At 65.3% G+C, this 25,155-nt stretch carries 26 protein-coding genes; 21 read left to right on the top strand and 5 right to left on the bottom strand.

Features of this window, described 5'->3' with window-relative positions; all coding sequences use genetic code 11:
* Positions 1-53 precede the first annotated feature (53 nt).
* Positions 54-1,268, bottom strand: coding sequence for an ABC transporter substrate-binding protein (locus tag D4Q52_RS19190; protein WP_119858186.1), 1,215 nt, complete (start codon positions 1,266-1,268; stop codon positions 54-56).
* Positions 1,269-1,468: 200 nt separating this feature from the next.
* Between D4Q52_RS19190 and D4Q52_RS19185 the strand changes: the two genes are divergently transcribed.
* The 6 genes from D4Q52_RS19185 to D4Q52_RS19160 all read left to right on the top strand — a co-directional run bounded on the left by D4Q52_RS19185 (position 1,469) and on the right by D4Q52_RS19160 (position 7,535).
* On the top strand, positions 1,469-2,647 hold the full coding sequence (locus tag D4Q52_RS19185; protein ID WP_119858185.1) for an NADH:flavin oxidoreductase/NADH oxidase: 1,179 nt from the start codon (positions 1,469-1,471) through the stop codon (positions 2,645-2,647).
* Positions 2,640-3,086, top strand: a complete 447-nt coding sequence (locus tag D4Q52_RS19180; RefSeq protein ID WP_182915363.1) for a PaaI family thioesterase — start codon at positions 2,640-2,642, stop codon at positions 3,084-3,086. Before D4Q52_RS19185 ends, D4Q52_RS19180 begins: the two co-directional genes overlap by 8 nt.
* Before the next feature lie 140 nt (positions 3,087-3,226).
* On the top strand, positions 3,227-4,465 hold the full coding sequence (locus D4Q52_RS19175; RefSeq protein ID WP_119858183.1) for a CaiB/BaiF CoA transferase family protein: 1,239 nt from the start codon (positions 3,227-3,229) through the stop codon (positions 4,463-4,465).
* Between the two features lie 33 nt (positions 4,466-4,498).
* Positions 4,499-5,569 (top strand): acyl-CoA dehydrogenase family protein, encoded by a 1,071-nt coding sequence (locus D4Q52_RS19170; protein ID WP_119858182.1) that lies wholly within the window; start codon positions 4,499-4,501, stop codon positions 5,567-5,569.
* A 14-nt stretch (positions 5,570-5,583) separates the two neighbouring features.
* A complete protein-coding gene (locus tag D4Q52_RS19165; protein WP_119858181.1) occupies positions 5,584-6,744 on the top strand; it encodes an acyl-CoA dehydrogenase family protein in 1,161 nt (386 codons plus the stop codon).
* 17 nt (positions 6,745-6,761) lie between these two features.
* On the top strand, positions 6,762-7,535 hold the full coding sequence (locus D4Q52_RS19160) for an enoyl-CoA hydratase/isomerase family protein (RefSeq protein WP_119858180.1): 774 nt from the start codon (positions 6,762-6,764) through the stop codon (positions 7,533-7,535).
* Between the two features lie 256 nt (positions 7,536-7,791).
* Here the strand turns inward: D4Q52_RS19160 and D4Q52_RS19155 are convergent, their stop codons facing one another.
* Positions 7,792-8,595: an enoyl-CoA hydratase-related protein gene (locus tag D4Q52_RS19155; protein ID WP_119858179.1), complete on the bottom strand. Its 804-nt coding sequence runs from the start codon at positions 8,593-8,595 to the stop codon at positions 7,792-7,794.
* A 264-nt stretch (positions 8,596-8,859) separates the two neighbouring features.
* Between D4Q52_RS19155 and D4Q52_RS19150 the strand changes: the two genes are divergently transcribed.
* The 7 genes from D4Q52_RS19150 to D4Q52_RS19120 all read left to right on the top strand — a co-directional run bounded on the left by D4Q52_RS19150 (position 8,860) and on the right by D4Q52_RS19120 (position 15,052).
* Entirely contained in the window at positions 8,860-9,603 is a 744-nt protein-coding gene (locus D4Q52_RS19150) for a dienelactone hydrolase family protein (RefSeq protein WP_119858178.1), read from the top strand.
* A gap of 30 nt (positions 9,604-9,633) precedes the next feature.
* A complete protein-coding gene (locus D4Q52_RS19145) occupies positions 9,634-10,773 on the top strand; it encodes an ABC transporter substrate-binding protein (protein ID WP_119858177.1) in 1,140 nt (379 codons plus the stop codon).
* A gap of 25 nt (positions 10,774-10,798) precedes the next feature.
* On the top strand, positions 10,799-11,674 hold the full coding sequence (locus D4Q52_RS19140) for a branched-chain amino acid ABC transporter permease (RefSeq protein ID WP_119858176.1): 876 nt from the start codon (positions 10,799-10,801) through the stop codon (positions 11,672-11,674).
* 1 nt (position 11,675) lies between these two features.
* Positions 11,676-12,704 (top strand): branched-chain amino acid ABC transporter permease, encoded by a 1,029-nt coding sequence (locus tag D4Q52_RS19135; protein ID WP_210210153.1) that lies wholly within the window; start codon positions 11,676-11,678, stop codon positions 12,702-12,704.
* Complete coding sequence (locus tag D4Q52_RS19130; protein ID WP_119858175.1) at positions 12,685-13,479, top strand: ABC transporter ATP-binding protein; 795 nt, start codon at positions 12,685-12,687, stop codon at positions 13,477-13,479. The genes D4Q52_RS19135 and D4Q52_RS19130 overlap by 20 nt, the downstream gene beginning before the upstream one ends.
* Positions 13,472-14,176 carry an ABC transporter ATP-binding protein gene (locus D4Q52_RS19125; protein ID WP_119858174.1) on the top strand — a complete coding sequence of 235 codons (705 nt, stop codon included), beginning with the start codon at positions 13,472-13,474 and terminating at the stop codon, positions 14,174-14,176. The genes D4Q52_RS19130 and D4Q52_RS19125 overlap by 8 nt, the downstream gene beginning before the upstream one ends.
* 69 nt (positions 14,177-14,245) lie before the next feature.
* Positions 14,246-15,052 (top strand): amidohydrolase family protein, encoded by an 807-nt coding sequence (locus D4Q52_RS19120; protein WP_234831251.1) that lies wholly within the window; start codon positions 14,246-14,248, stop codon positions 15,050-15,052.
* Positions 15,053-15,055: 3 nt separating this feature from the next.
* Here the strand turns inward: D4Q52_RS19120 and D4Q52_RS19115 are convergent, their stop codons facing one another.
* Entirely contained in the window at positions 15,056-16,102 is a 1,047-nt protein-coding gene (locus D4Q52_RS19115) for a phosphotransferase (RefSeq protein ID WP_119858172.1), read from the bottom strand.
* A 105-nt stretch (positions 16,103-16,207) separates the two neighbouring features.
* Here D4Q52_RS19115 and D4Q52_RS19110 point away from each other — a divergent pair, with 105 nt between their 5' ends.
* Positions 16,208-16,834, top strand: a complete 627-nt coding sequence (locus D4Q52_RS19110) for a TetR/AcrR family transcriptional regulator (RefSeq protein WP_182915362.1) — start codon at positions 16,208-16,210, stop codon at positions 16,832-16,834.
* Positions 16,835-16,874: 40 nt separating this feature from the next.
* Positions 16,875-17,690, top strand: coding sequence for an IclR family transcriptional regulator (locus D4Q52_RS19105; protein WP_182915361.1), 816 nt, complete (start codon positions 16,875-16,877; stop codon positions 17,688-17,690).
* Between the two features lie 112 nt (positions 17,691-17,802).
* On the opposite strand, the gene D4Q52_RS19100 is transcribed toward D4Q52_RS19105, so the two are convergent.
* Together D4Q52_RS19100 and D4Q52_RS19095 are read right to left on the bottom strand one after the other, a co-directional pair.
* Positions 17,803-18,318: a MarR family winged helix-turn-helix transcriptional regulator gene (locus D4Q52_RS19100; RefSeq protein ID WP_119858169.1), complete on the bottom strand. Its 516-nt coding sequence runs from the start codon at positions 18,316-18,318 to the stop codon at positions 17,803-17,805.
* 4 nt (positions 18,319-18,322) lie between these two features.
* On the bottom strand, positions 18,323-18,913 hold the full coding sequence (locus D4Q52_RS19095) for a carboxymuconolactone decarboxylase family protein (protein WP_210210152.1): 591 nt from the start codon (positions 18,911-18,913) through the stop codon (positions 18,323-18,325).
* A gap of 111 nt (positions 18,914-19,024) precedes the next feature.
* On the opposite strand from D4Q52_RS19095, the gene D4Q52_RS19090 reads away from it, so the two are divergent.
* The 6 genes from D4Q52_RS19090 to D4Q52_RS19065 all read left to right on the top strand — a co-directional run bounded on the left by D4Q52_RS19090 (position 19,025) and on the right by D4Q52_RS19065 (position 25,131).
* Positions 19,025-20,203, top strand: a complete 1,179-nt coding sequence (locus tag D4Q52_RS19090) for an ABC transporter substrate-binding protein (RefSeq protein WP_119858167.1) — start codon at positions 19,025-19,027, stop codon at positions 20,201-20,203.
* Positions 20,204-20,267: 64 nt separating this feature from the next.
* On the top strand, positions 20,268-21,125 hold the full coding sequence (locus D4Q52_RS19085; RefSeq protein ID WP_119858166.1) for a branched-chain amino acid ABC transporter permease: 858 nt from the start codon (positions 20,268-20,270) through the stop codon (positions 21,123-21,125).
* Positions 21,122-22,063 (top strand): branched-chain amino acid ABC transporter permease, encoded by a 942-nt coding sequence (locus tag D4Q52_RS19080; RefSeq protein WP_182915360.1) that lies wholly within the window; start codon positions 21,122-21,124, stop codon positions 22,061-22,063. The genes D4Q52_RS19085 and D4Q52_RS19080 overlap by 4 nt, the downstream gene beginning before the upstream one ends.
* The gene (locus tag D4Q52_RS19075; protein ID WP_210210151.1) at positions 22,051-22,824 is read left to right on the top strand and encodes an ABC transporter ATP-binding protein; all 774 of its coding nucleotides are present in this window, start codon (positions 22,051-22,053) and stop codon (positions 22,822-22,824) included. The genes D4Q52_RS19080 and D4Q52_RS19075 overlap by 13 nt, the downstream gene beginning before the upstream one ends.
* Positions 22,817-23,509: an ABC transporter ATP-binding protein gene (locus tag D4Q52_RS19070; RefSeq protein ID WP_119858164.1), complete on the top strand. Its 693-nt coding sequence runs from the start codon at positions 22,817-22,819 to the stop codon at positions 23,507-23,509. The genes D4Q52_RS19075 and D4Q52_RS19070 overlap by 8 nt, the downstream gene beginning before the upstream one ends.
* 35 nt (positions 23,510-23,544) lie before the next feature.
* A complete protein-coding gene (locus D4Q52_RS19065) occupies positions 23,545-25,131 on the top strand; it encodes an AMP-binding protein (protein ID WP_119858163.1) in 1,587 nt (528 codons plus the stop codon).
* Positions 25,132-25,155 lie beyond the last annotated feature (24 nt).

The following is a 25,155-nucleotide window of genomic DNA, read 5'->3' as shown; positions in this document are numbered from 1 at the left end:
CCCCAGTCTGACGCGGAGGCATCGAGCGAAATTGCCGCAACGCTCGCGCGCGATTAGTTCGAAGCAATGCCTGCAGTGTACATGTCTCCGAACCGGACCCATGAGGCGCCGTCAAAGCGCATCATCTGCACCTGGTCGATCGGTTCATAGTCCGACGCCGAGGTGTTGATCTTGATGCCGGGGAGCAGCATGTCGAGCTCGACGTTCTTGAGATCGGCCGCCTGCTTCATGACGTTCTCGCGCGTGAGTTCGTCGCCGCACTGCTGCAGCACCTTGACGATCAGATTGCCGGCATTGAATGCGTAAGGCAGTGCGGGATCGGATTTGTCGGCGCCATCCAGATAGTTCGTAATGAACTGCTGATAGCGTTTGAAGCCCGGATCGTCGGCCCAGTTCGGATCTGTAGGGTCTTTCGCGTAGGAACTCGAGATCAGGCCAACGGCGTTCTCCGGGCCCGCGGGACGGATCGTGGCGCCGACCGACGATGACAGCGCGACCAGAAAGTGAGTGACGTCCCACTTCAACGTGGCGACCCGCCGGATCGCCTGGGCGGCGAATTTCGGCGTCGATGCGTTCAGCAGAACGTTGACGCCTGCGGCCTGAAGGCGCGAGATCTGCGAATCGACGGTCGGGTCAGTGAACTCGTAGGAAATCTGCATCACCGGCTTGATCTTTCCGCCCAGGCCATCGTTCAGGCCCTGGACGAAATCCTTGCCGAGATCGTCGTTCTGATAAAGGATTCCGATTTTCGCATCCGGAATATTCTTGAGGATGTATTGCGCATAGATGCGTGCCTCAGCCTGGTAGCTGGGAAGCCATCCCATCGTCCAGGGGAATGCCGATGGATCGTTGAACTTCGTCGCGCCCGAGCCGACGAACAGCTGCGGCACCATTTTCTGATTGAGATACTTCCTGATAGCGCTGTTCCCCGCCGTACCCATCGGGTTGAACAGGAACAGCACCTCGTCGTCCTCCACCAGCTTGCGCGCCTGCTCGACCGTTTTCGGCGGGCTGTAGCCGTCATCATAGGACACGAAGTTGATCTTGCGGCCGTTGATGCCGCCATTGTCGTTGATCATCTTGAAGAATTGCGCCTCGGCCTTGCCGATGTTGCCGAAGGAGGAGGCCGGCCCGCTGTAGGGCATGATGTTGCCGATCTTGATCTCGGTATCGGTGACGCCGGGTCCGTATTTCCTGGCTCCCTGGGCGTCAGCCGTTGAGGGCAAGACCAGGGCCAACAAGGCAGTGAGCAGCAAGGCGGATCGCATGGCGATTACTCCCGTTCATTGTCGTTGCGACGTGTTTTCGGCAACGCTAACGGGCCGTGCCGGGGAAGGCGATCAGCTTCCGCCGCTTTTGGCGTTGCGCCTTCCATTTTCACGTTCGTGAAAAATCCGGCGCTCACACGTGGCGGATGGCGCGCGCCGTAGATGGGCCGTAGGATGATCAAAAATCACGGGAGGTTCGAATGTCCGAGGCGCCGCTGCTGTTCTCGCCGATGCAAATCCGAGGATTGACGTTGAAGAACCGCGTCGTCGTCGCGCCGATGCATCAATATTCGGGCGAAGCGGGCTTCGTCACCGACTGGCATCTGGTCAATGTCGGCCGCTTCGCCGCGGGTGGCGCCGGTCTGGTGATCGTCGAATCGACCAAGGTGGAGCGGCGCGGCTGCGGCACGCTCGGCGACCTCGGGCTGTGGGACGACAAATTCATTCCCGGCCTGTCCCGGATCGCATCGTTCATCAAATCCAACGGAGCTGCGGCGGGCCTGCAACTGGGCCATACCGGCCGCAAGGGCAAGAGCAAGCGTCCTTGGGAAGGCGACGGGCCGCTGTCGCGCGTGCCTGAGGTGGCGGATTGGGACGACTGGGACATCATCGGGCCGAGCGCGATTCCGTATGGCGAAGGCTGGACAACGCCGCGGGAGCTGCGTCGTGATGAAATTCCGGAGGCGGTCGCCGCCTGGGGCCGCGCCGCCGCCAGGGCGCATGCCTGCGGCTTCGACATGATCGAGCTGCACGGCGCCCACGGCTATCTGATCCATTCGTTTCTGTCGCCGGAGTCGAACCGGCGCACCGACGAATACGGCGGATCGCTCGCCAACCGGATGCGGTTTGCGCTCGAGGTCGCCGAGTGCGTGCGTCAGCACTGGCCGGCCGAGAAGCCGCTGTTCATGCGGCTGTCGATCGAGGACGATGCCGGGTGGGGACCGACCGAGAACGTCGCGCTCGCCAAGGAGCTGAAGACACGCGGCGTGGATGTGATCGATTGCAGCACCGGCGGCACGACCAGCAAGGTGCCGAACTTCGCCCGCCTGACGCGCTATGGATATCAGGTGCCCTATGCCGAGCAGATCAAGCGCGAGGCCGATATCATGACGATGGCGGTCGGCCTGATCATCCATGGCGACCAGGCCGAAGACATTCTGCAAAAGGGCCAGGCCGATCTCGTCGCGGTCGGCCGCGAATTCCTCAACAATCCGAACTGGGCGATGGACGCCGCCGAGAAACTCGGCGTCGCGTCGCGCTATGCCGACGTGCCGGCGCAGGCCGGTTATTGGCTCGCCAAGCGCGCCTCGCGCGGCTTCGGTTGCAATCCGTCGACCTATCAGCGCGGCCTTGCCGAGGAGGGCGCGTCGCGTGGCTGAGACTCACAGCGTCGCCGAGATCGTGGCGATGATCCAGGCGCGGCACCCGCCGGCGTGGGATCTGCTGAACGGCCGGCTGATCGGCTACGACGAGACGTTGCGCCGCGCGACGATGGAGTGGCTAGCTGAAACGCGCCATTGCCATTCGGTGCCGGGACATCCGAGAGGCGGCATCGTGCAGGGCGGCATCGTCACCGGATGGCTAGACGCGGCGATGGCGACGGCGTGTCACTTCCTGTCCGATCCCGGCACGTCGGTCGCCAGCCTCGAGATCAAGGTGGCGTTTCTGCTCGCCGCGCATCCGGGAACTTACAGGTCGTACGGCAAGGTGGTTCGCATCGGCCGCACCATCGCGTTCCTCGAGGCCGAACTTCGCGACGCCGACGATCGGCTGATCGCAACCGCATCGTCGACCGCCGCGGTGCGCGCTGCCAAATAGCAAGGCCGCGTTTTTCACGGATATGCAAATGAGCCCGGCGCGCCGTTTCCGCTGGATTATCGCGGGGCGGTCTCACACATTGACGATCGGTGAAGCGAGCGCGCGTTCGTCGACGCCTCGCGCAGATGAGTAGTTGAATCGTGGCAGATCGCAAAAATCGACCGCTCGACGGGGTGACCGTCGTTGATCTCGGCCAGGTCTATCAGGGACCTTACGCCACGTTCCTGATGGCGCAGGCCGGCGCCAACGTCATCAAGATCGAGCCGCTCGCAGGTGAACCGATCCGGCAGCGCGTCAATGTCAGCAAGGGCGCGGCTGTTCCGTTCGCCATGTTGAACGCCAACAAACGCGGCATCACGCTCGATCTGAAAAGCCCGCGCGGCAAGGACATTCTCAAGAAGCTGGTCGCGCAGGCCGACGTGCTGCTGGAGAACTACGCGCCGGGCGTGATGGACAAGCTCGGCGTCGGCTGGGAGGTGCTCTCCGCGATCAATCCGCGGCTGATCTACGCGTCGGGTTCGGGCTACGGCTTGTCCGGCCCGGACCGCGACAATCTTGCGATGGATATCACCGTGCAGGCCGCGTCGGGGCTGATGAGCGTCACGGGCTTTCCGGATGGTCCGCCGGTGAAATGCGGGCCCGCCGTGGTGGACTTTCTCAGCGGCATTCATCTCTACGCGGCAATCATGACCGCGCTGTACGAGCGCACTTTCACCGGCGCGGGCCGCCTGGTCGAAGTCGCGATGCAGGAGACGGTGTATCCGACGCTCGCGTCCAATCTCGCCTTCGTCTACGACAAGAACATCGCGCCGCCGCGCACCGGCAATCGCCACGGCGGACTCGCGGCCGCGCCGTATAACGTCTATCCGACGTCGGATGGTTTCATCGCCATCATCGGCATCAACGAGACGCATTGGGCGAACCTGCTCGGCGCGATCGACCGTAAGGATCTGATCGGCGATCCGCGGTTTGCTTCGAAGCCCGCCCGCGTCGTCCATATCGACGAGGTCGACCGCATCATTTCGGAGTGGACCTCGCGCCACACCAAGGCGGAAGCCTTCAGGGTGTTCGGCAAGTTCAAGGTGCCGTCGGCGCCGGTGCGCGACCTGATCGAGGTCACCAACGACAAACACATGCACGAGCGCGGCATGCTGCGCTGGATCGATCACCCGCAATTCGGCCGCATCGTGGTGCCGGGCAGTCCGCTGCGTATCCATGGCGCCGATCCGGCCGATGATCGGCCGTCCCCGCGCCTCAGCCAGCACACGCACGAGATCCTCGCCGAATATCTCGGCCTCGGCGCAGCCGATATCGCCTCGCTCGAAGCCGACGGCGTCGTCGCCACGCCCGAACCGCCGCATCAGGCCGCGACGGCGTGAGCGAACTGATCTTTGTTCTCAAGGAGCCATGTCATGTCCGACGATGAGTTGATCGTCGTGGAGACGGCCGAGCGCATCTTCCGCGATCTCGCCGATCCGCAAACCGTCATCGCCACGAAGGACGAGCGTTGGAAAGCGCCGCTGCTGCAGGCGCTGGCCGACAATGGACTGCTGCTGTCGTGGGTCGACGAAACGCATGGCGGCGCCGGCGTCAGCCTTGAAGAGGGCTTCGGCGTTTTGCGTGCCGCCGGGCGTGCGGCGCTCGCCGTCCCGCTCGCCGAGACGATGCTGGCTGGCTGGCTGCTGGCGCGGGCCGGCATCGCCGCGCCGCAGGGCACGATGACCCTGGCGCCGAGCGGGCCGCGCGGGCCTTGCCGGATCGCGGCTGATGGTTCGATCAGCGGCACCGCGCAACGCGTGCCGTTTGCCCGCGACGCCCAGCTGATCGTTGTGGCCGCGTCCAAGGCAGAAGGGGAGGGCGTGACGATCGCGCTGGTCGAGCGCAGCGCCTGCAGCATCGGGCAGGGTTCGTCGCTCGCCGGCGATCCGAGCGACGATGTGGTGTTCGATCGCGTTCAGCCGGTAGCGGCCGCGGACGCGCCCGGTGACTTCGATATGCGGCAACTCGCGCTGATGGGCAGCGCGGTGCGTTGCCAGCAGATCGCAGGCGCGCTCGAGACGCTGCTGGAGATTTCCGTGCGCTACGCTGGCGAGCGCGTCGCGTTCGAAAAGAAGATCGCGAAATACCAGGCGGTGCAGCACAATCTCGCGCGGCTCGCCGGCGAAGTCGCGGCGGCGGTTAGCGCGGCGAACTCGGCGGCGCAGACCATCGCAACGCTGCCGCTCGGGAGCGATGAAGCGCTGCTCGAGATCGCATCCGCAAAAATCCGCTGCGGCGAGGCTGCCGAGACGGCGACCGGCATCGCGCATCAGGTCCATGGCGCCATCGGCTACACCGACGAGCATGTGCTGCATCGCTATTCGCTGCGCGCATTGTCGTGGCGCGACGATTTCGGCTCCGAAAGTCATTGGGCGGCAGAGCTCGGCCGGTTCGTGACCGAGCATGGCGCCGATGAGTTGTGGCCGCTCGTGGCATCTCGCTAAGCAGGAGAACATCTATGACCGCAGCGCTGCGCTTCGATCCCATTCGCCTGCCGGAGCATTGCCAGAAACTGCGCGCCGACGTCCGCGCGTTTCTCGCGGAGGAAATCGCCGCCGGCCATTTCACGCCGGAGCGCGAAGGCGGCAGCGCCGAATTGGCCAGGGACTTCGCCAAGCGCGTCGCCGCGCGCGGCTGGATCGGCATGACCTGGCCGAAGCAATATGGCGGGCAGGAGCGCAGCTTCCTAGAGCGCTACGTCGTCACCGAGGAGATGCGCGTGGCCAATGCGCCGGTGCGGCATTTCTTCGTGGCGGATCGGCAGAGCGGCCCGACCATCATCCGCTACGGCTCGGAGAAGATCAAAGCCGACATCCTGCCGCGTATCATCCGCGGCGAGATCAGCTTCTGCATCGGCATGAGCGAGCCGGACTCCGGATCGGATCTGTTCGCGGCAAAGACGCGCGCGACCCGGACGGACGGCGGCTGGTCGGTCAACGGCACCAAGATCTGGACCAGCAACGCCAACGTCTCCGACTACATGATCGGCCTGTTCCGCACGTCGCCGTCGACCAAGGAGAATCGGCGCCACGGCCTGACCTCGTTCCTGGTCGACATGAAGACGCCCGGCATCGCCTGCAATCCGATCGGGCAGATGAGCGGCCAGCGCGAATTCAACGAGGTGGTGTTCGACAACGCGTTCATCCCCGATGACCACGTACTCGGCGAGATCGACGGCGCGTGGAAGCAGGCGACCTCCGAGCTCGCCTATGAACGCAGCGGGCCGGAGCGATTCCTCGAAACCTACGCGGTGCTGACCGAACTCGTGCGCGCTGTCGGTCCCAATCCGGATATCCGCGCCGCGGAAGGCATCGGGCGCCTGGTCGCTCAGCTGCACACGCTGCGCCGCATGTCGGTGTCGGTCGCCGGCATGCTCGCCGCGGGGCGCGAGCCGGTGGTGGAAGCGGCCATCGTCAAGGACATGGGCACGCTGTGGGAGCAGCAATTGCCGCACCGCGCGCGCGAACTCGCGGCGTTTGCCGACCCCGAGTCCTCCAATCACGCCGCGTTCGACGAATGCCTCACCTTCAACCTCAAGATCGCGCCGAAGCTCACCATCCAGGGCGGCACCACCGAGGTGCTACGCGGCATCATCGCGCGCGGGCTCGGCCTGCGCTGACAACAAAGGACATCACTATGAGCACGCAGCGCGACATCCATGTCGAGGCCAATGGCCACGTCACCACCATCGAAATCCGCCGGCCACCGCTGAACTTCTTCGACGTGGTGCTGATCAAGGACATCGCCGACGCGCTCGATGCCATCGACGCCGATGCGAATTGCCGGGCAGTGGTGCTGGCCGCGCAGGGCAAGGCGTTCTGTGCCGGCGCGGACTTCTCCAACGCGCCGGCCACTGCCAACCGCACGCGCGGCGGCAACGAGTTGTATGTCGAGGCGGTCCGGATCTATCGTAACAGGAAGCCGATCGTCGCGGCCGTGCAGGGCGCCGCAATCGGCGGCGGGCTCGGCCTCGCCATCTCGGCGGACTTCCGCGTCACCTGTCCGGAAGCCCGCTTTGCGGCGAACTTCACCAAGCTCGGCTTTCACCCCGGCTTCGGTCTCACCACCGCGCTTCCCGAACTGATCGGCAAGAACAACGCCGAGCTGATGTTCTACACCAGCCGCCGCGTCACCGGCGAAGACGCGCTGCGGATGGGGCTGGCCAATCTCTGCGTGCCGCAGGATCAGGTGCGCGACGAGGCCATGAAGCTCGCCAGCGAAATCGCCGAATGCTCGCCGCTCGGCCTGCTCTCGACGCGCGCCACGATGCGCGCCGGCCTCGCCGACCGCATCGCCGCCGCGACCGACCACGAACTGCAGGAACAGAACCGCCTGCGCGACACCGAAGACTTCAAGGAAGGCGTCAAAGCCACCGCCGAGCGCCGCGTCGCGAACTTCAAGGGGCGCTAGCGCAGTTGGGAGTTTCCGCGATCGTTCAGATCGCAATGAGTCTCGTCATGGCCGGGCTTGTCCCGGCCATCCACGCCTGTTCTGCATCTCCCGTCAGCAAGGCGTCGATGCCCGGCACAAGGCCGGGCATGATGCGTGGATAGAGAATCGCCCCATTCAGAACGCCGTCGATCGGGGCGGACCTTTCAGGATGAAGACTCAGTGCGCCTGGAAAGCCATAACGACTGAAGCAACCAACAAACGGACCCCGCGCCGCTCAGCGGCCGGTGAAGGCGGGGCGGCGTTTTTCGACGAAGTGCGCTACGCCTTCCTTGAAGTCTTCGGTGCCGCGGCATTTGGCGATCTCGTCGTCCGCCAGCTTGGTCGCCTCAGCCAGCGATTGGAACGGCGCGAGGTTGAGCTGTCGCTTGATGATCCCCATCGATCGCGGCGACGACAGGTTCGCGAGGTCGGACGCGATCGCCTGAACGCCGGCGAGGAAGCCGTCCTGCGGCAGCACCCGGACCAGCCCCATCTGGGCTGCGTCCTCCGCCGTGATGGTGCGCGCCGAGAGCAGCAGGTCGGCTGCGTTCATCGGCCCGATCAGGCGGCTCAGCATCCACGCACTGCCGTGCTCAGCGACCAGGCCGCGGCGCGCGAACGAGGTCGACATCTTGTTGCCAGCCGCCATGTAGCGGAGGTCGCAATACAGCGCGATGCACAATCCCACGCCCGCGACCGGCCCGTTGATCGCGGCGATGATCGGCTTCGGCACATCGAGCAGATAGCTGTAGCGCTGATCGAAATTGCCCGTGCCGGTTTCCGGGACCACCGCGGCCGCGGCGGGTTGCGACGCGGAAGAGTTGGACGCCAGCCGGCCCATCTCGGCGCCGACGCAGAAGGCGCGGCCCGCGCCGGTCAGCACGATCGCACGCACCTCGTCATTCGCGGCGCATACGGCGATCGCGTCCCGCAATGCTGCTTCCAACGCCGGGCCCCAGGCGTTCATCTGCGCCGGGTGATTAAAGGTGAGGGTGGCGACGCGGTCTTGGATCGTCGTGAGGATGTGCTCGCTGGACATGAGTAGCCTCCGGTGCTGGTCGCGCGTATCGCGACGGGGCGCGCGGTGCCAAGCAAATTCGCCCGCGAGCGGCGTCTTTCACATCCGTGAATTCTGGGCAGCTACCCAGGCGCGGCGGCGACGTTCGGTCACGTGCTGCTTCGGCGATTTTCACGAATGTGGAAGTTTGGGCGCGATCCTGAATCCGCTGGACGGCGAAGGTCGCGGGCGCATAATCGATCCAACTTGCGCGATGCGCCAACAAACAAAATTCGGAGAGGATTCATGAAGGAATCGGTCGTCGATATCGCGACGCGCGACGGCTCGATGAACACTTACATCTACCATCCGGACGGCGATGGCCCATTCCCGGTGGTGATCTTCAACATGGATTCGGTCGGCGTGCGCGATGAGCTCGCCGACATGTGTCGCCGCATCGCCACGGTCGGCTATTACGTGATCATGCCGAACATGTACTACCGGCTGGCGCGCTATGTCGATCTCGACGCCAACCGGCTGCGCGACCCGGCCTACACCGACAAGATCGAATTGTTGTGGAAGCTCAATCGCCACCTCACCAACACGATGGTGGAGGAGGACACGGCGGAGCTGTTCAAGTATCTCGACGCCGACAAGATGGCGCGGCCCGGCAAGGTGGGGATGGTCGGCTACTGCATGAGCGGCCGCTATGTGCTGCGTAACGCCGGCACCTTCGCGGACCGCGTTGGCGCCTCGGCCTCGGTCTACGGCGCGCGCCTGATCACCGACGCGCCGGACTCCGCGCACCTCGCTGCGCACAAGATCAAGGGCGAGATGTATCTCGCCTGCGCCGAGCACGACCACTACATCAGCAACGAAGATCTACAGAAGCTCAAACAGATCTTCGACGAGAGCGGCGTCAACGGCCACATCGAAATGTATCCGGAATCCGAACACGGCTTCGCGTTTCCGACCCGCCGCCTTTATCACAAAGACAGCGCTGAGCGGCACTGGGAGCGGCTGTTCGCGCTGTTCCGCCGCAATCTCTGATCCGACTCAACGCACCTTCAGGAACACAGCATGCATAACTCGACGAAGCGCCTCGCCGCGGTCGCCCTCGCGCTCGGCTTCTTGAGCTCCGGCGCGATCGCGCAAGAAACCGTGCGGATCGGCATCGCAGCGCCGCTGTCCGGCGCGGCCGCGACCTACGGGCAGGACTCCAAGCGCGGCGCCGAGCTGGCGGTCGAAGAGATCAACAACGCCGGCGGCATTCTCGGCGGCCGCAAGATCGAACTGGTGTTCGAGGACGAGAAGGGCTCGCCGCAGGGCGGCGTCGCCGCGGTGCAGAAGCTGATTTCGATGGGCCGCGTCAAGGCGATCACCGGCGGCACCAACAGCTCGGTAGTGCTGGCGGAATCATCGGTGACGCGCAACAGGATCCTGCAGGTCAACGCCGGTGCGCAGGCCGACGCGATCACCGAGCAGGGCAGCCCATGGCTGTTTCAGGTCAACAACACCGTCTCGGCCAACGCGATGTCGTTCAACGCCTATATCGTCGACAAGCTGAAGCCGAAGACCGTCGCCTACATGGGCGAGAACACCGAATTCAACAAGACGGTGCTGGAACTGCTGCGCGAGAGCCTGAAGAAGGCGAATATCGAACTCGTCAACGTCTCGACCTACGACGCCGAGACCAACGATTTCACCTCGATCATCACCAAGATCAAATCGCTCAATCCGGAGATGATCTACGTCGCGGATGCCTATCCGGCGCGCGCCGCGCAGCTGTGGAAGCAGATCCGTCAGCTCGGCGGCTTCCCCAAGGAAGTGATGTCGCCCGGCGTCGTGGTGCCCGGCATGCTGGCGCCGTCGGAAGGCGCGATGGACGGCGTCATCACCGGCGAAATCTTCATGGTGCCGGGCGCGGACGACAAGGCGAATGCGTTCATCGAGGCCTATCGGAAGAAGTACAATCTCGACCCCGGCAAGGGCAATCTGGTGATCTATGAGGCCGTCAAGACGATCGCCGCCGCGATGGACAAGGCCGGCACCGATTCCGACTACGACAAGATCTCCAAGACGCTGCGCGACAACGCCTGGCCGTCGCCGCGCGGCGAGCTGAAATTCGACGCCAAGGGCCGGGCGCGGGCGCCGAATTTCTATATTCAGCAGGTCAAGGGCGGCAAGCTGACCCAGCTCGAAGTGGTCCGCGTGCAGTGATGAGTGCGATCGCAAGGAGCCGGGCATGACGCTTCTGATCCAAACGCTGGTCAACGGGCTGGTGCTCGGCGCCAGCTACGCGGTGATCGCCGTCGGCCTGACGCTGGTGTTCGGCATCCTGCACATCGCCAACTTCGCCCACGGCGCGTTCTTCGCGATCGGCGCCTATGCGGTGTTCCTGCTGAACAGCTACGGCGTGCCATATCTGGTGTCGCTGCCGATCGCCTTCGTGGCCACAGCGATCGTCGGTTTCGTCACCGAATATCTGGTGATCCGCCGCGTGGTCTACGAGGAGGGCTCGCACGGCTCCCTGATCGTCACCTTCGCGCTCGGGCAGGCCTTCGTGGCGGCGCTGATTCTGTTGTTCGGGCCGGATCCGCATCCGATCAGCTCGCCGTTCTCACAGACCACGCTGTCCGTCGCGAACATCCTGATTACCGGGCAGCGCATCTTCGTGCTGGTCGTTTCGATCGCGGTGTTGGCGGCGTTCGGTCTTTGGCTGCGGTTCTCAGTCAAAGGGCAGCAGGTGCTTGCGGTGGCGCAGAATCCACGCGGGGCGCTGTATTCGGGCATCAACGTGCCGCTGATCCGCAGCCTCTCCTTCGTGGTCGGCGTCGCCGCGGCAGGCCTCGCCGGCGCTCTGCTGACGCCGATTGTCACCGCCTATCCGACGATGGGTCACGCCACGCTGATCACAGGCTTCACCGTGGTGATCCTCGGCGGCATGGGCAGCATCACCGGTGCGATGCTCGGCGCGCTGCTGATCGGCGTCGCCAATGCGCTGTTCGAGACCTACGTGTCGGTGTCGTGGACGCCGGCGCTCGGATGGACGCTGGTGATCGCGGTGCTGTTGCTGTGGCCGCAGGGGCTGATGGGCCGCCCGCAACTCTACAGGCATTGAGATGACCGGCTCTGTTGAAAATGTGGCTGCGGCGCAGCCCGACATGATGACGCCGTCCGTGCCCCGTCGATCGTGGGCAGTGCCGGCATTGACGCTTGCGGCCGCCGCTGTCGCGGTCGTGTTCGGGCTGTTCGTCACCAACACCTTCGTCATCACTCTCGCGGGCTACACCTGTGCGTTCGCGCTGTTCGCGCTCAGCCTCAATCTGATGCTCGGCGGCCTCGGCGAAGTGCCGCTCGGCCAATGCGTGTTCTTCGGCCTCGGCGCCTACAGCGTCGGCATCGGCATGGTGAAGTTCGGCCTGCCTTACGAGGTGACGATCCTGGTCGGCATGCTGCTGTCGACGGCGGCCGCGGCGGCGATCGGCTGGATGACGCTGCGGCTGACCGGCGCCTATTTCTCGATTGTGTCGTGGGGCCTGTCCGGCGTGATGATGGTGGCGGCGCTGAACCTGACGCACCTCACCGAAGGTCCGCTCGGCATTTTCGGCTTCCCCCCGATCAAGTTCGGCCCGCTGCTGATGACCGAGCCGCGATCCTATTTCTGGGTGTGCGCCGCGGTGCTGATCGCGATGGTGCTGCTGCTGCACGCGGTGCGCTCGTCGCAATTCGGCGCGGCAATCGAGAGCGTGAGGCAGAACCGCCACCTTGCGCAGTCGATCGGCGTCGACGTGTTCCGCCAGCGGCTGAAGGCGTTCATGCTCAGCGCGCCGATCGCGGCGCTCGGCGGCGCGTTGTGCGTGCCGTACACGCAGATCGTCACCCCCGAGATTTTCTCCGTCGCCAACACCGTCGATGCGCTGCTGGCGGTGCTGATCGGCGGCACCGGGCTGCTGGTCGGGCCGATCATCGGCGCGGTGATCTTCAGCATCCTGCCGTATTATCTCGACCTCGATCCCAATGTCCGCGTGCTGGTGTTCTCGCTGCTGATCGTGGTCATCATGATTTTCGCGCCAGGCGGCCTGCACAGGATCATCGCCAGCCTGGCGTCGCGATTAAAGGGAGGTCGCCGTGCAAACAGCTCTCGCTGATACGGGCGGTCGGCCGGTCGCGATCCGCGCCATCGATATCGTCAAACGCTATGGCGGCGTGGTAGCGCTCAACGGCGTCAGCCTGACAGTGGGCGAGGGCGAGGTGTTCGGCATCATCGGTCCGAACGGCGCCGGCAAGTCGACGTTCTTCGACGTCCTCTGCGGCATCACCAAGCCGACCTCGGGGCGGATCGAGGTGTTGGCGCAGGACGTCGGCAAGATCAGCCCGCATGTGGTGGCACGCTCCGGCGTGGCGCGCACGTTCCAGCGCACGGCCGTGTTCGGCGAGGCCACCGTCTACGACAATCTGCTGTACGGCCGCCACGCCAGCTTCACCCATTCGGTGATCGGTCGCATCGTCGGCAGCGAGGCGTATCGCACCGAGATGGCCGCGTTTCGTGCCAAGGCCGAGGATGTCCTGGCAATGTCTGGCCTGTCGCAGGATCGCGATCGCATCGGCAATACGCTGTCCTACGGCGTGCAGCGCCGCCTCGCGGTGGCTGTGGCGTTGATGTCCGATCCGAAGCTGCTGTTCCTCGACGAGCCCGCCGCCGGCATGAACGGGCGCGAGACCGCGGATTTCATCGCGCTGATCGAGAAGGTGGCGCAGGGCCGCACCGTCGTTATCGTGGAGCATGACATGACGGTGATCAAGGCGCTGTGCGGCCGCGCTTTGGTGCTGGTCGATGGGCGACCTATCACCGTCGATGCGCCGGAGGAGGTGTTCCGCCATCCCGAGGTGATCACCGCCTATCTCGGATCCGACGATGACTGATTTGTTGAAGATCGAAGGCCTCTCGGCTGCTTATGGCAAAGTGCAGGCACTGCGCGATGTTGCGATCAGCGTGCAGCCGGGCGAAATCGTCGCCATCCTCGGTGCCAACGGCGCCGGCAAGACGACGTTGCTCAACACCATCTCCGGCGTGTTGCCGATCACGTCCGGACAAATCGTCTTTCACGGCAAGCGCATCGATGGGCGCCGGCCATGGCAGACCAGCCGGCTCGGCATCGCGCATGTGCCGGAGGGCCGCGAGATCTTTCCGGACATGACGGTCGAGGCCAACCTCGGCATCGTCGATGCCTTCGGGGGCGGGCCGACATTTACGATCGACGATGTCATGACGATGTTTCCGCGCCTGCAGGAGCGGCGTTTCCAGCTCGCCGGCGGCCTTTCGGGCGGCGAGCAGCAGATGCTGGCCATCGGCCGCGGCCTGATGGCGCGGCCCGAGCTGATCCTGTTCGACGAGCCGTCGCTCGGCCTGTCGCCGGTGCTGACCAAATTCGTGCTGGCGTCGATCGGCAAGCTGAAAGCCAAAGGCATCGCCAGCCTGCTGGTCGAGCAGAACATGCGCGCGGCGCTGAAGATCGCGGACCGCGCCTATGTGCTGCGCGTCGGCAGCATCGTCCGCGCGGGGCCGGCCAGCGAGATCGCCAACGCGCCGGATATCCAGGAAGCTTATCTCGGCGTGTGATCGCCGGTTGCGGAGGCCAGTATGGCAGATGATAGCAAGCGACTTCCCGACGGAAGTACGGATTGTCACGTGCATATCTACGGGCCGTTCGCGACCTACCCGGCGCAGTCCGAGGGCCGCTTCTCGCCGGTGCAGGAGTTTCCGGTCGAAGCGCTGTTCGCGATGTGGGACGAGATCGGCATCGCGCGCGGTGTGATCGTCCATGCGCTGGCTGCGGGTGCCGACAACGAAGTGACCTTGCAGGCGCTGAAGCGTTTTCCGGACAAGCTCCGCGGCGTCGCGGTGCTGCAGGACGACGTCAGCGACAAGCGGCTCGACGAGTTGACCGCCGCGGGGTTTCGCGGCGCGCGCGTCAACATGCTGCGTCAGGACGGCAAGCCGGTGTCGAGCGGCGGCCTCAGCTTCGACGGCTTGAAGACGCTGGCGCCGCGGATTGCCGAGCGCGGCTGGCACGCGCAGCTGTGGATCGAGACCGGCGACCTCGACGCGCTCGCGGGCGAGATCGAAGCGCTGCCGCTCGATTTCGTGATCGACCATATGGGCCGCACCATGACTGATAAGACCGTGCACTATGCGGGTTTTCAGTCCTTTCTGGCGCGGCTGAAGACCGGCCGCTATTGGTGCAAGATCTCGGGTGCCGATCGAAATACGCGCAAGGGCGCGCCTTATGACGACACGGCGGCCTTCATGCAGGCGCTGGTCGCTGCTAACCCGGATCGGCTGGTCTGGGGCAGCGACTGGCCGCATGTCGGCCATACGCCTGAGACCCTGCCGGCCGAGAGCGTGCTAATCGATCTGATGCTGACGTGCATCCCGGACGCCGCGACGCGCCGCAAGATTCTGGTTGACAACGCGGCGGCGCTGTACGGCTTCTGATCGCTACGCCGCGCGGATCAGCCCCGTCGCCGTCTTCACGATGTGCTTGAAGCGCTCGCCCGAGCCGATGGCGCGCGGATCCGAGGCATTGCCATCGAGCGCCCGGCGATACACGCCGGCGACAATCGCGGCCCAGCGATACAGCGAGAACACCACGAAGAAGGTAAAATCCGGGATCGCGTCGCGCCCCGCCTGCTCGCAATAATCGGCGACGAATTGCGCCTGCGACGGAATCGTTGCGGCGTCTTCATCGGCGAGGCCGTTCAAGTCGGGCGGCAGATACCAGGGCAGGCAGCAATAAGCCAGGTCGGCCAGCGGATGGCCCAGCGTCGACAGCTCCCAGTCGAGGATGCCGATGACGCGCGGCTCGGTCGGATGGATGATGACATTGCCGAGCCGATAGTCGCCATGCGCGATCGTGGTCTCGTCGCGAATGGCCGGCACGCGCTCGCGCAGCCAGCCGAGGAATTCGTCCATCTCCGGCACCTGCGGCAGGTTGGTTTCGGCGTATTGCCTCGACCAGCGCGCCAGCTGCCGCGGGATGTAGTCACCGACGCGGCCGTAGTCGCCGAGGCCGACCCTGGCGGGGTCAACCGCGTGCAGCCGCGCCAGCGTACGCGCGAGATCGCGGTAGATCGCGTCGCGCTCGGCCACGGCGACGCCTTTGATCAGCGGATCGGTGATAATCCGCCCCGGCAGGTGCGCCATGACGAAGAAATCCGTGCCGATCACCGCAGCGTCGGCGCAGTACAGCAGCGCCTTCGGCACCGGCACGCCTGTGCCGCCCAGCGCCGCCATGATGCGATACTCGCGATCGACCGCATGCGCGGATTGCACCAGCGTCCCGCCTGGCCGCTTGCGCAGCACGTAGTTGCCGGATGCCGCGGCGAGATGAAAGGTCGGGTTGGACTGGCCGCCCTGAAATTGCTGCACGCGGCACGGGCCTTCGAATCCGGCGAGGTGGCTGTCCAGATAGCGCAGCAAGGCGCCCTCATCGAACCGGTGATTGGGCAGGACGGGAACAAGCTCGGGCTCGAAGGCGCGGGGCATCTTGGGTCTTCTCCACGACTTTGACCGATGCACCACGCCAGACGCATCGACTTTCGGTATATGATCATATATAAACCCATGGTCGAGGCAACGAGAACCGTCATCATGCCTGCCGCGCAGTCGTCGGCCGTCAGCAAGCAGTCCGCGCGTGCGGCCGAGTCGACCGAGGCGATCCTCAATGCCGCTATCGAGCTGGTGGCCGCCGAAGGCGCCAAGGCGTCGATCCATGCCATCGCCAAACGCGCCGGCTTCAGCCATGGGCTGGTGATGGCGCGGTTCGGCTCGAAGGCCGGCCTGATTCAGGCGGTGACCAAACAGGTGCAGAAGCGCTTCCTGCAGCGCGTCACCCGCGACAACAAGATGCCGGGCGGGCTGGCGTCGCTGAACGCCGCGATCCGATCGTTCTTGGCGCAGGCCTCGACCGACTCCGCCAGCCGCGCGTTCTACGTGCTGCTTGGTGAGGCGCTCGGCAGTGATCGCGAGATCCGCAGCGCGTTCGTTGCGGCCGACAGGGCTTTCCGCACCTACCTCGAGCGCATGATCGTCGAGGCGCAGGCCAACGGCGAGATCGACGCAGCCGTGCGCCCAGCCGTGCTGGCCGCGCTGATTGTCGGCATGCTGCGCGGCTTAGCGCTGCAGCTCCGCGTCAATTCGGATGCGTTCGATCGCGAAGCGGTATGCGTCCAGGCCATCCAACTCGTCGGAGGGCTGGCGCGCCAGGATGCAGGCTGAGCGCATCACGCTTTACGAAAATACGTCCAGGGAGGTTATCATGGCTGAACAAAGCGTCATCAAGACCGCAGGCCGCATCTTCGAAGTGTTCGAATATTTCGATGTGGTCCAGCGACCTTCGAGTTTGAAGGAAATCGCCGAGCAATTCGGCTATCCGGTGTCGAGCGCGTCCGTCCTGCTGAAGAGCCTGGTCATGCTCGGCTATCTGGATTACGACCGCGCTTCGCGCACCTACATGCCGACCATGCGCTGCCACGCTCTCGGACACTGGGTGCCGGGCGCGCTGTTCGACGATAACCAGGTGCTCGGCATCATGGAGCGGCTGAGCGCCATCACCGAACAGCCGGTCAGCATCGCGACGCAGAGTGACGTCTTTGCCCAATACGTTCATGTTTTCATTCCCGCGTCCTGCGCGAACGTCGCAATCAGGGCCGGGACAGTCCGCTCGATCGCAAGGTCGGGTCTCGGTTGGCTGCTGCTGAGCTCGAAAAGCGACGCGGCGATCGACAAGCTGGTTCGGCGGATCAACTACGGCAAGAGCGACACCGAGCGGGTGGGTCTGTCGGAGGTGCTGGGGCAGGTCCACACCATCCAGAAGCAGGGCTACGTATTTTCCAAGCACACCGTGCAGCGAGGGAAGGGCGTGATCGGCATGATGACCCCGATCCAGCGCTACGGCCGCACATTCGCGCTCGGCGTCGGCGGCACGGTCCGCGAACTCGAGCAGAAGGAAATGCTGATCCTCGAGGAGATGAAGCGGAGCGTTCACATGCTAAGCTCGCCCGGCGCGCACGTCACATGCTTCTCGCCCCGGCATGCTGAAGCCGAGCTCAAGTCCTATTCGCTCGCGTCCTGAAGAGACAGCTTGAAGTCTGCCGAGACGGCGGCCGGCCACCATAGTGCGCGAAGGCGACGTGCAACAACGCTGCCGGCCACGGTGGTGGCCCAGGCCTGCGCGATGGGCGCCGTCACTTCAGCTGATCGGATGTGGTGATCCAGGCGCGGTCCTTTTCGCGCACCATCCGCAGTAGCACGTCCCAGAACACCTTCAGATCCTCGCGCGGCACGCCGGCAAGGCTCCGGTCGATATGCTGATATTGCAGCCGCGTGAGCTGCCGGCAAAGCGCGATGCCCTTCGGGGTCGGGAAGTTGCAGCGATGCCTGCGGTCCTGCTGTCCGGGTTTCTGTTCGATCAGCTGCATCTGCGCCAGCTGATTGATCGTCCGCGACAGCGCCTGGTTGGTGATGCGCAGGATCGAGATCAATTCGTTGACGGTGATGCCCGGCTGCTGCACCACGAAGTACAAGACCCGGTGATGAGCCCGGCCGAGCTTGTGCAGGGCCAGCACCTGGTTGGCCAGGTCGGCCATTTCCATGTGGGCGTAGAACACCAGCTCGAGCGTGCGGTGAAGCGACTGCTCGCTGAAGGAGAACGGGGCCTTGCTGTCGCGCCGGCTCTCCGCCTTCCGCAGCACGCGTGTCATTGCTTCAGGCCTTTCTTCGCATGAACTGTTCGGGCTGCAGCCAGCCGATGCGCTGGGCAAACGCCGCAGGTTCGGCCTCGAGGTCGGAGTTGTTAAGCGAATTCCACCGGTTGAACCAACCGAACGCCGAGATAACCCCAAGTATTTCGATCAGTGCCGGTTCCGGAAAGTGGATTCGGGCGGCTGCGAACGCCGCCGCCGCGGGGCGCATCGGCAGTTCGCCGCCGACGCTGGCGAAAGCCAGCGCGGCGCGCTCCGCCGCGTCGTACAGCGCCGACGACTGATACGCAGGCAGCGCGGCGATCTTGTCCTCGGGCTCCCCGGCATGGGCGGCGGCGTGGGCGGCGTGCGCCGCACTGTAGCGGCAGCCGGCGGCGCGACTGGTTTCGGCCGCGATCAGGAAACGCAGGCCTTCGGACAGTTGGCCGTCGCCGCGCACGGTGACGCGCACCAGGCCCAGCACCGCGTCGAGCAGCCCGGGACGCTTGGCCATGGTGAACAGCGCGTTCGGCCGATAGCCGACGAATGCGATCAGTTGCCGCAGGTCCTCGCTGTCGGTGTTCGCGTCTGCAGCAAGCGGGGCGATCTCGCTCACGATGGCCGTCCTCCCAATTAGTGAAACATTATTGATATATTGCCGTGCCGGTGATATTACCTGGCGTCAAGGGCGCGGCAAGCGCCACGTACAGAGATCCAGGGAGGCATCATGAAACGGCTCACCGCAAGCATCTGTCTGTCGATCGCCGTGCTGTCCGGCATCGCGCTGCCCGCGTCGGCACAGACCCGCGACAAATTCAAGATCGCCGGCATCGTCTCGCTGAGCGGAGCGTGGGGCATCATCGGCGAAAACATGCGGCGCGGAGCCACCATCGCGATCGAAGAGCGCGGCGGTCAGGTGCTCGGCAAGCCGATCGAAATCGTTTGGGAAGACACCGAGACGTCGTCGCAGGTTGCGGTGCAAAAGGCCACTCGCGCGCTGTCGCAAGGCGTCGACACCGTGTTCGGCGAGGTGTCGTCGGGCTCGACGCTGGCGATCATGAAGCTGACCGGTCAGCGCAAGGTGCCGATGATCGTGACGCTGTCGGCGGATTCGCGCATCACCGGCACAGACGGCAACCGCTACACCTTCCGCACCTCGAACACGGTGCCGATGGAAAACATCATGATCGGCGAATTCGCCAAGCGTCAGTCCGTGAAGAAGATGTACGGCATTGTCGCCGACTATCAGGTCGGCCGCGAGATGTGGACGGAGCTGAAGGCCGATCTTGCCGGCAAGGGCATCGAAGTGGTGGGCGAGGAGTTTGCGCCGATCGGATCCAAGGACTATTCGATCATCCTCGACAAGGCAGTCAAATCCGGCGCGGACGGGCTGGCGCTGATCGTCGTCGGCGGCGATGTCGTCACTGCGCTGAAGCAGGGCGGCGAAATCAATCTGCCGCAGAAGATGAAGGTGCTGGGCACGATGCTGATGGACGAGACGCTCGGCCAGGCGGTCGGGCCGGCTGGCTCGATCGGCGTCAGCTCGACGCTGCGTTATCACTTCAGCCAGGACACGCCCCGCAACAAGAAGTTCGTCGCGGCCTACAAGGCGAAATACGGCGAGCTGCCGAGCCAGTACGCCGGCGAAGCCTATGACGGTCTGAGCTGGTGGCTGGACACGGTGGAAAGCACCAAGAGCTGGGACAAGGAGAAATGGGTCGACGCGTTCAAGACCAGCGTGCGCGAGGACTCGGTCGAGGGCGTGAAGCGGATTCGTGCCTGCGAGAACCAGGCCGAGCAGGTCGGCTTGTTCGGTGTCGCCGAGGCGGGCAGCGAAGGCATGCCGGTGGTCATGAAGGTGGTCGAGACCATGCCGGCGACCACCTTGTTCAAGCCGTGCCCATGACGCCGACAGCCGGCTGACCGCCAACCCACCCAAACCTCACCCGCCACGGTCCTGCGAGCGACAGATGTCGACCTTCGTCATCGGCCTCAGCATCGCCATGCTGCTGTTCCTGCTCGCCGCGGGACTGACGCTGATCTTCGGCATGCTGGGCATCATCAACTTCGCCCACGGCGCGATCTACATGCTGGGCGCCTATGTGGCCTATCAGGTCGCCGCCACCACGCAGAACTTCTGGCTCGCGCTGCTGGTGGCGCCGATCGTGCTGGCGGTGGTCGGTGCCGGCATCGAACGCGTCGTGCTGCGGCCGATCTATGAGCGGCCGCACGAATTCCAGTTGGTCGCGACGTTCGGTCTGATCCTCGTGATCGAGGAAGCGGTGCGGATGATCTGGGGCCTGCAGCTTCACAACATCGCGCCGCCGCCGGGCTTGTCCGGCGCGGTGCATCTGTTCGGCACCGACATTTCGAAGTATCGGCTGTTCGTCGTGCTGTTCGGCGCCGCGATGGTCGTGCTGCTGTTCTTCGGGATCGAACGCACCAAGCTCGGCCTCGTGCTGCGGGCGAGCAGCAACAACGCCGGGATGGCCGAGATGCTGGGCGTCGACGTCGGCCGGGTTCGCACCGCGCTGTTCGCGCTCGGCGCGGCGCTGGCCGGGGTCGCCGGCGCGATCGCCGGGCCGATGCTGCCGATCCAGCTGCAGATGGGTTTTTCGATCATCCTCGACTGCTTCATCGTGGTGATCATCGGCGGCCTCGGCAACATCCGCGGCGCGGTCGTGGGCGCGCTGCTGATCGGCATGACGCGGGCCTACGGCCAGCAATACGCCGCAGAATGGATCGACATCGCCACCTACGGGGTCCTGGTCGTGACGCTGCTGGTCCGGCCGCAAGGCCTGTTCGGAATAAGGCTGCGGACGTCATGACGATCACACGCTATGCGAACGCGATCACCGTCGTGGTGCTGGCGCTGGCGTTCGCCGCGACCCCGCTCGTGTCGGCCGACGAAGGCGTGCTGTACTTCGCCGCGCTGATCATGGCCTGGTCGATCTTTGCGCTCGGCTACTACATCTCGTTCGGGCTCGCCGGGCTCTTGTCGTTCGGCCACGCCGCCTTCTTCGGGATGGGCGCCTACGCGGCGGCGTGGACGATGCTGTCGGCCGAGCTGCCGTTCTCCGCCGGGATGCTTGCTGCGATCGTGGTCGGCGGCGCCACCGCCGGCCTGTTCGGCCTGATCGGCCGCCGCGTCTCCGGATTGTACTTCGCGCTGATGACGTTGATGCTCGCCGAACTGATCGCGATCGTGATGACGACGCGGCTGCGGCAGCTGTCGGGCGGGGTCGACGGGCTGCCGGGCGTGCCTCGCCCGCATGCGTTCGACATCGACTTCTTCAACGCCGCCAATTTCTACTGGGTGATCTTCGGCTTCTTCGTCGCCGCGCTGGCGTTCTGCGGCGTGCTGCAGGCGTCGCCGCTCGGGCAGGCGCTGCGCGGCATCCGCCAGAATCCGGTGCGGGCCGAACAGGTCGGATTCAACGTCGGCGCGCTGCGGCTGACGGCGCTGATCCTGTCCGGCGCGGTGTCCGGCCTCGCCGGCGCGCTGCTGGCGTCGCTGATGATGTATGTCAGCCCGCAGCTGCTCGGCTGGAAGATCTCGGGCGACGTGGTGATCATGACGCTGCTCGGCGGCAGCGGCCATCTGATCGGTCCGGTGATCGGCGTCGCTCTGGTCGAGCTGCTGCGCGAACAGCTGTCGGCGCACACCGAGCACTGGTACGGCCTGCTCGGCGTCATCTTCATCGTCTGCACGATTTATCTGCCGAACGGCATCGCCGGACTGGGGAAGAAGCTGTGGCGCCGCTGACATCTCCTCCCGCTTTTGCCTGTGAGCAGGTCGCGGTCCGCTTCGGCGCGTTTCGCGCGGTCAGCGACGTCTCGCTGCAGCTGCGGTCCGGCCAGACGCTGGCGCTGATCGGCCCGAACGGCGCCGGCAAGACGACGCTGATTAACGCGATCAGCGGCCGGGTGGCGCTGGCCTCGGGCCGCATCAGGCTCGGCGACGTCGATATCACCCGGCTGCCGGTCCACCGCCGCGCCGCCGCCGGGCTCGGCCGCAGCTTCCAGATCATCAACATCTTCCACGACATGACGGTGCTGGAAAATCTGCGGCTGGCGGCGCAGTCGCGCGCCTTCGGCTGGCAGCCGTGCTGGCGGCCGGTGTCCGGCTGGCCGGCACTGGAGCGGCGCGCCCGCGAGGTCGCGGCGCTGGTCGGGCTGGAAGATGAACTCGATTGGCCGGTGACGATGCTCAGTCACGGCAAGCAGCGCTCGGTCGAAATCGGCATCGCGCTGATCCCGGACCCGAAGGTGCTGCTGCTCGACGAGCCGCTCGCCGGCGTCGGCCAGGCCGAGATCGAACCGACCATGGCGCTGCTGCAGCAGGTGCGCAAGGGCCGCAGCGTGCTGCTGGTCGAGCACAACATGGAGGCCGTCGACAAGATCGCCGACGAGGTCGTGGTGATGGTGAGCGGCGAAGTGCTGATGCAGGATCGTCCGAGCGCGGTGTGGGCCAACGCCGAGGTCCGACGCTTGTATCTCGGTTCGGAGGCGGCGCCCCATGCTTGAGCTGCGCGACGCCGACGTGTTCTACGGCAAAGCCCAGGCGCTGCACCGGGTGTCGTTCGCGGTCACCCCAGGCGATATCGTCGCGCTGATCGGGCGCAACGGCGCCGGCAAGTCGACCTTGCTGCGCGCGCTGGCCGGAGCGCACGCGCTAAGCCACGGCGAGCGCCGGCTGGGCGGCGAGGACATCACGCGTCTGCCGACCTATGTGTGCAGCCGGCGCGGCATCGGGCTGGTCCCGGAGAACCGGCAGATCTTCAGCAATCTCACCGCAGAGGAAAATCTTCGGCTGGTCGAAGTGCTGCACCCGAGAGGTTACTGGACCCGCGAGCGCGTCTATGCGCTGTTCCCGCGATTGGCGGAGCGGCGCAAGGCCAACGGCGTTTCGCTGTCCGGCGGCGAACAGCAGATGCTGGCGATCGGCCGCGCGCTGCTCGCCAATCCGCACTATCTGCTGCTCGACGAACCGACCGAAGGTCTGGCGCCGGTGATCATCGACGCGATCATCGCCGCCATCGGCGAGATTCATCAGCAGGGGACCGCGGTCGTCCTCGTCGAACAGAATTTCAAGGTGCCGCAGATGCTGGCGACCCATTTTCACCTGATCGACAGTGGGCGGTTGACCTGGAGCGGCCCGGCCGGCCAGCTCGACGAGGCCCGCGATCTCTTGATCGTCGCGCGGCACTAAGACCGCGACTAGCAACTGGAGCACGCAAATTGAGTATGTCGGCTGATACGCAGGATTGGGTTCTCCCGCGCATTCTGCAGACCCAGGGGCAATCGCGGCCGGACGCGCTGTGGCTCAAGACGGTCGACGGCGACAGCCTGACCTTCGGCGCCGCCGCAATCGACGCGCGGCGCATCGCCAGCTATCTGGCCACGTCCGGCGTCAAGCCGGGCGATCCAGTGGCGGTGCTGATGCCGAACGGCACCGACATCGTGCGCAGCTTCATGGGCATCGGCACGCTCGGCGCCGTCGCGGTGATGCTGAACACCGAACTCCGCGGCGCTTTTCTGCAGCATCAATTGACCAATTGCGGTGCCGGCATCGCTATCGTCGATCCCTCGCTGCTCGGCGCCGTGCTCGAGGTTGCGGACAAGGTCGGCTCGCTGCGTACCATCCTGGTGGCCGACGACTGCGTCCCTGCCGCGCGCGCCGGTTGCGAGCTGATCTCGTGGAAGGGTTGGCGCGACGCGGCGCCGTATGACGGCCCGCTGCCTTCCGGTCACGATATCGCCTGCATCATGTACACGTCGGGCACCAGTGGTCCGTCCAAGGGCGTGCTGATGCCGCACGCGCATTGCACGCTGTACGGCGTCGGCCAGCGCAAGGCGATGCAGCTCCATGAGCGCGATGTGTTCTACATTTGCGTGCCATTGTTTCACGCCAACGGGCTGTTGATGCAGCTCGGCGCCAGCCTGCAGGTCGGCATCCCGGCGGTGATCCGGCAGCGCTTCAGCGCCTCGAACTGGATCAGCGACATCCGTGAGCACGGTTGCACCGTGACCAACTCGCTCGGCGCATTGGCCGCCTTCGTCGTGGTGCAGCCGCCGCAGGACAGCGACCGCGACAACGCGCTACGCGCCGTCTGCAACGCGCCCAATCTGCCGGCGCACGACGCCGAGTTTCGCCGCCGCTTCGGCGTCAAGGATGTGCTGTCCGGCTTCGGCATGACCGAAGTCAACATCCCGATCTGGGGACGGCTCGGCCAATCGGCGCCCGGCGCCGCGGGCTGGGTTCATGACGAGCATTTCGAGCTGATCATCGCTGACCCGGAGACCGACCAGCGCAAGCCGCCCGGCGAACTGGGCGAGATCCTGGTCCGGCCGAAACTGCCGTTCGGCTTCATGGCCGGCTACCACAACATGCCCGATCGCACCGTCGAGGCGTGGCGCAATCTGTGGTTTCACACCGGCGATGCGGCGATCATGGACGCCGACGGTCTCGTGACCTTCGTCGATCGGATCAAGGACTGCATCCGCCGGCGCGGCGAGAACATCGCGGCGAGCGAGGTCGAGGAAGCCCTCGGCGATCTCGCCGGCATCGAGGAAGTTGCCGCATACGCCGTGCCGTCGAGCATTCCCGGCGGCGAGGACGAACTGATGCTGGCGATCGTGCCGGCACCGGGCGCGGCGCTCGACGTCAGCGCCATCACCAGCCACGCCGACAAGGTGCTGCCGCGCTTCGCGGCGCCGCGTTACATCGAGTTCGTCGGGGAATTGCCGAAGACCGCCACCGGCAAGGTCCAGCGCGCGGTGCTGCGCAAGCGGGGCGCGGCCACGGCCTGGGACCGCGAAGCAGGGCGCTAGCGAGCCCGAGTCGCGCCACCGGTG

The sequence above is a fragment of the Rhodopseudomonas palustris genome, from assembly GCF_003591005.1.
Classification (GTDB): domain Bacteria; phylum Pseudomonadota; class Alphaproteobacteria; order Rhizobiales; family Xanthobacteraceae; genus Rhodopseudomonas; species Rhodopseudomonas palustris_K.
This window is presented reverse-complemented; position numbering and strand designations above follow the sequence as displayed.

Bases quoted from the DNA above. Each gene is read 5' to 3' on its own strand.
- D4Q52_RS19115 (WP_119858172.1), bottom strand. From the start codon at position 16,102: ATGCCCCGCGCCTTCGAGCCCGAGCTTGTTCCCGTCCTGCCCAATCAC.
- D4Q52_RS19110 (WP_182915362.1), top strand. From the start codon at position 16,208: ATGCCTGCCGCGCAGTCGTCGGCCGTCAGCAAGCAGTCCGCGCGTGCG.
- D4Q52_RS19065 (WP_119858163.1), top strand. From the start codon at position 23,545: ATGTCGGCTGATACGCAGGATTGGGTTCTCCCGCGCATTCTGCAGACC.
- D4Q52_RS19155 (WP_119858179.1), bottom strand. From the start codon at position 8,595: ATGTCCAGCGAGCACATCCTCACGACGATCCAAGACCGCGTCGCCACC.
- D4Q52_RS19090 (WP_119858167.1), top strand. From the start codon at position 19,025: ATGAAACGGCTCACCGCAAGCATCTGTCTGTCGATCGCCGTGCTGTCC.
- D4Q52_RS19105 (WP_182915361.1), top strand. From the start codon at position 16,875: ATGGCTGAACAAAGCGTCATCAAGACCGCAGGCCGCATCTTCGAAGTG.
- D4Q52_RS19150 (WP_119858178.1), top strand. From the start codon at position 8,860: ATGAAGGAATCGGTCGTCGATATCGCGACGCGCGACGGCTCGATGAAC.
- D4Q52_RS19070 (WP_119858164.1), top strand. From the start codon at position 22,817: ATGCTTGAGCTGCGCGACGCCGACGTGTTCTACGGCAAAGCCCAGGCG.
- D4Q52_RS19135 (WP_210210153.1), top strand. From the start codon at position 11,676: ATGACCGGCTCTGTTGAAAATGTGGCTGCGGCGCAGCCCGACATGATG.
- D4Q52_RS19140 (WP_119858176.1), top strand. From the start codon at position 10,799: ATGACGCTTCTGATCCAAACGCTGGTCAACGGGCTGGTGCTCGGCGCC.
- D4Q52_RS19170 (WP_119858182.1), top strand. From the start codon at position 4,499: ATGTCCGACGATGAGTTGATCGTCGTGGAGACGGCCGAGCGCATCTTC.
- D4Q52_RS19125 (WP_119858174.1), top strand. From the start codon at position 13,472: ATGACTGATTTGTTGAAGATCGAAGGCCTCTCGGCTGCTTATGGCAAA.
- D4Q52_RS19185 (WP_119858185.1), top strand. From the start codon at position 1,469: ATGTCCGAGGCGCCGCTGCTGTTCTCGCCGATGCAAATCCGAGGATTG.
- D4Q52_RS19100 (WP_119858169.1), bottom strand. From the start codon at position 18,318: ATGACACGCGTGCTGCGGAAGGCGGAGAGCCGGCGCGACAGCAAGGCC.
- D4Q52_RS19165 (WP_119858181.1), top strand. From the start codon at position 5,584: ATGACCGCAGCGCTGCGCTTCGATCCCATTCGCCTGCCGGAGCATTGC.
- D4Q52_RS19080 (WP_182915360.1), top strand. From the start codon at position 21,122: ATGACGATCACACGCTATGCGAACGCGATCACCGTCGTGGTGCTGGCG.
- D4Q52_RS19085 (WP_119858166.1), top strand. From the start codon at position 20,268: ATGTCGACCTTCGTCATCGGCCTCAGCATCGCCATGCTGCTGTTCCTG.
- D4Q52_RS19145 (WP_119858177.1), top strand. From the start codon at position 9,634: ATGCATAACTCGACGAAGCGCCTCGCCGCGGTCGCCCTCGCGCTCGGC.
- D4Q52_RS19160 (WP_119858180.1), top strand. From the start codon at position 6,762: ATGAGCACGCAGCGCGACATCCATGTCGAGGCCAATGGCCACGTCACC.
- D4Q52_RS19190 (WP_119858186.1), bottom strand. From the start codon at position 1,268: ATGCGATCCGCCTTGCTGCTCACTGCCTTGTTGGCCCTGGTCTTGCCC.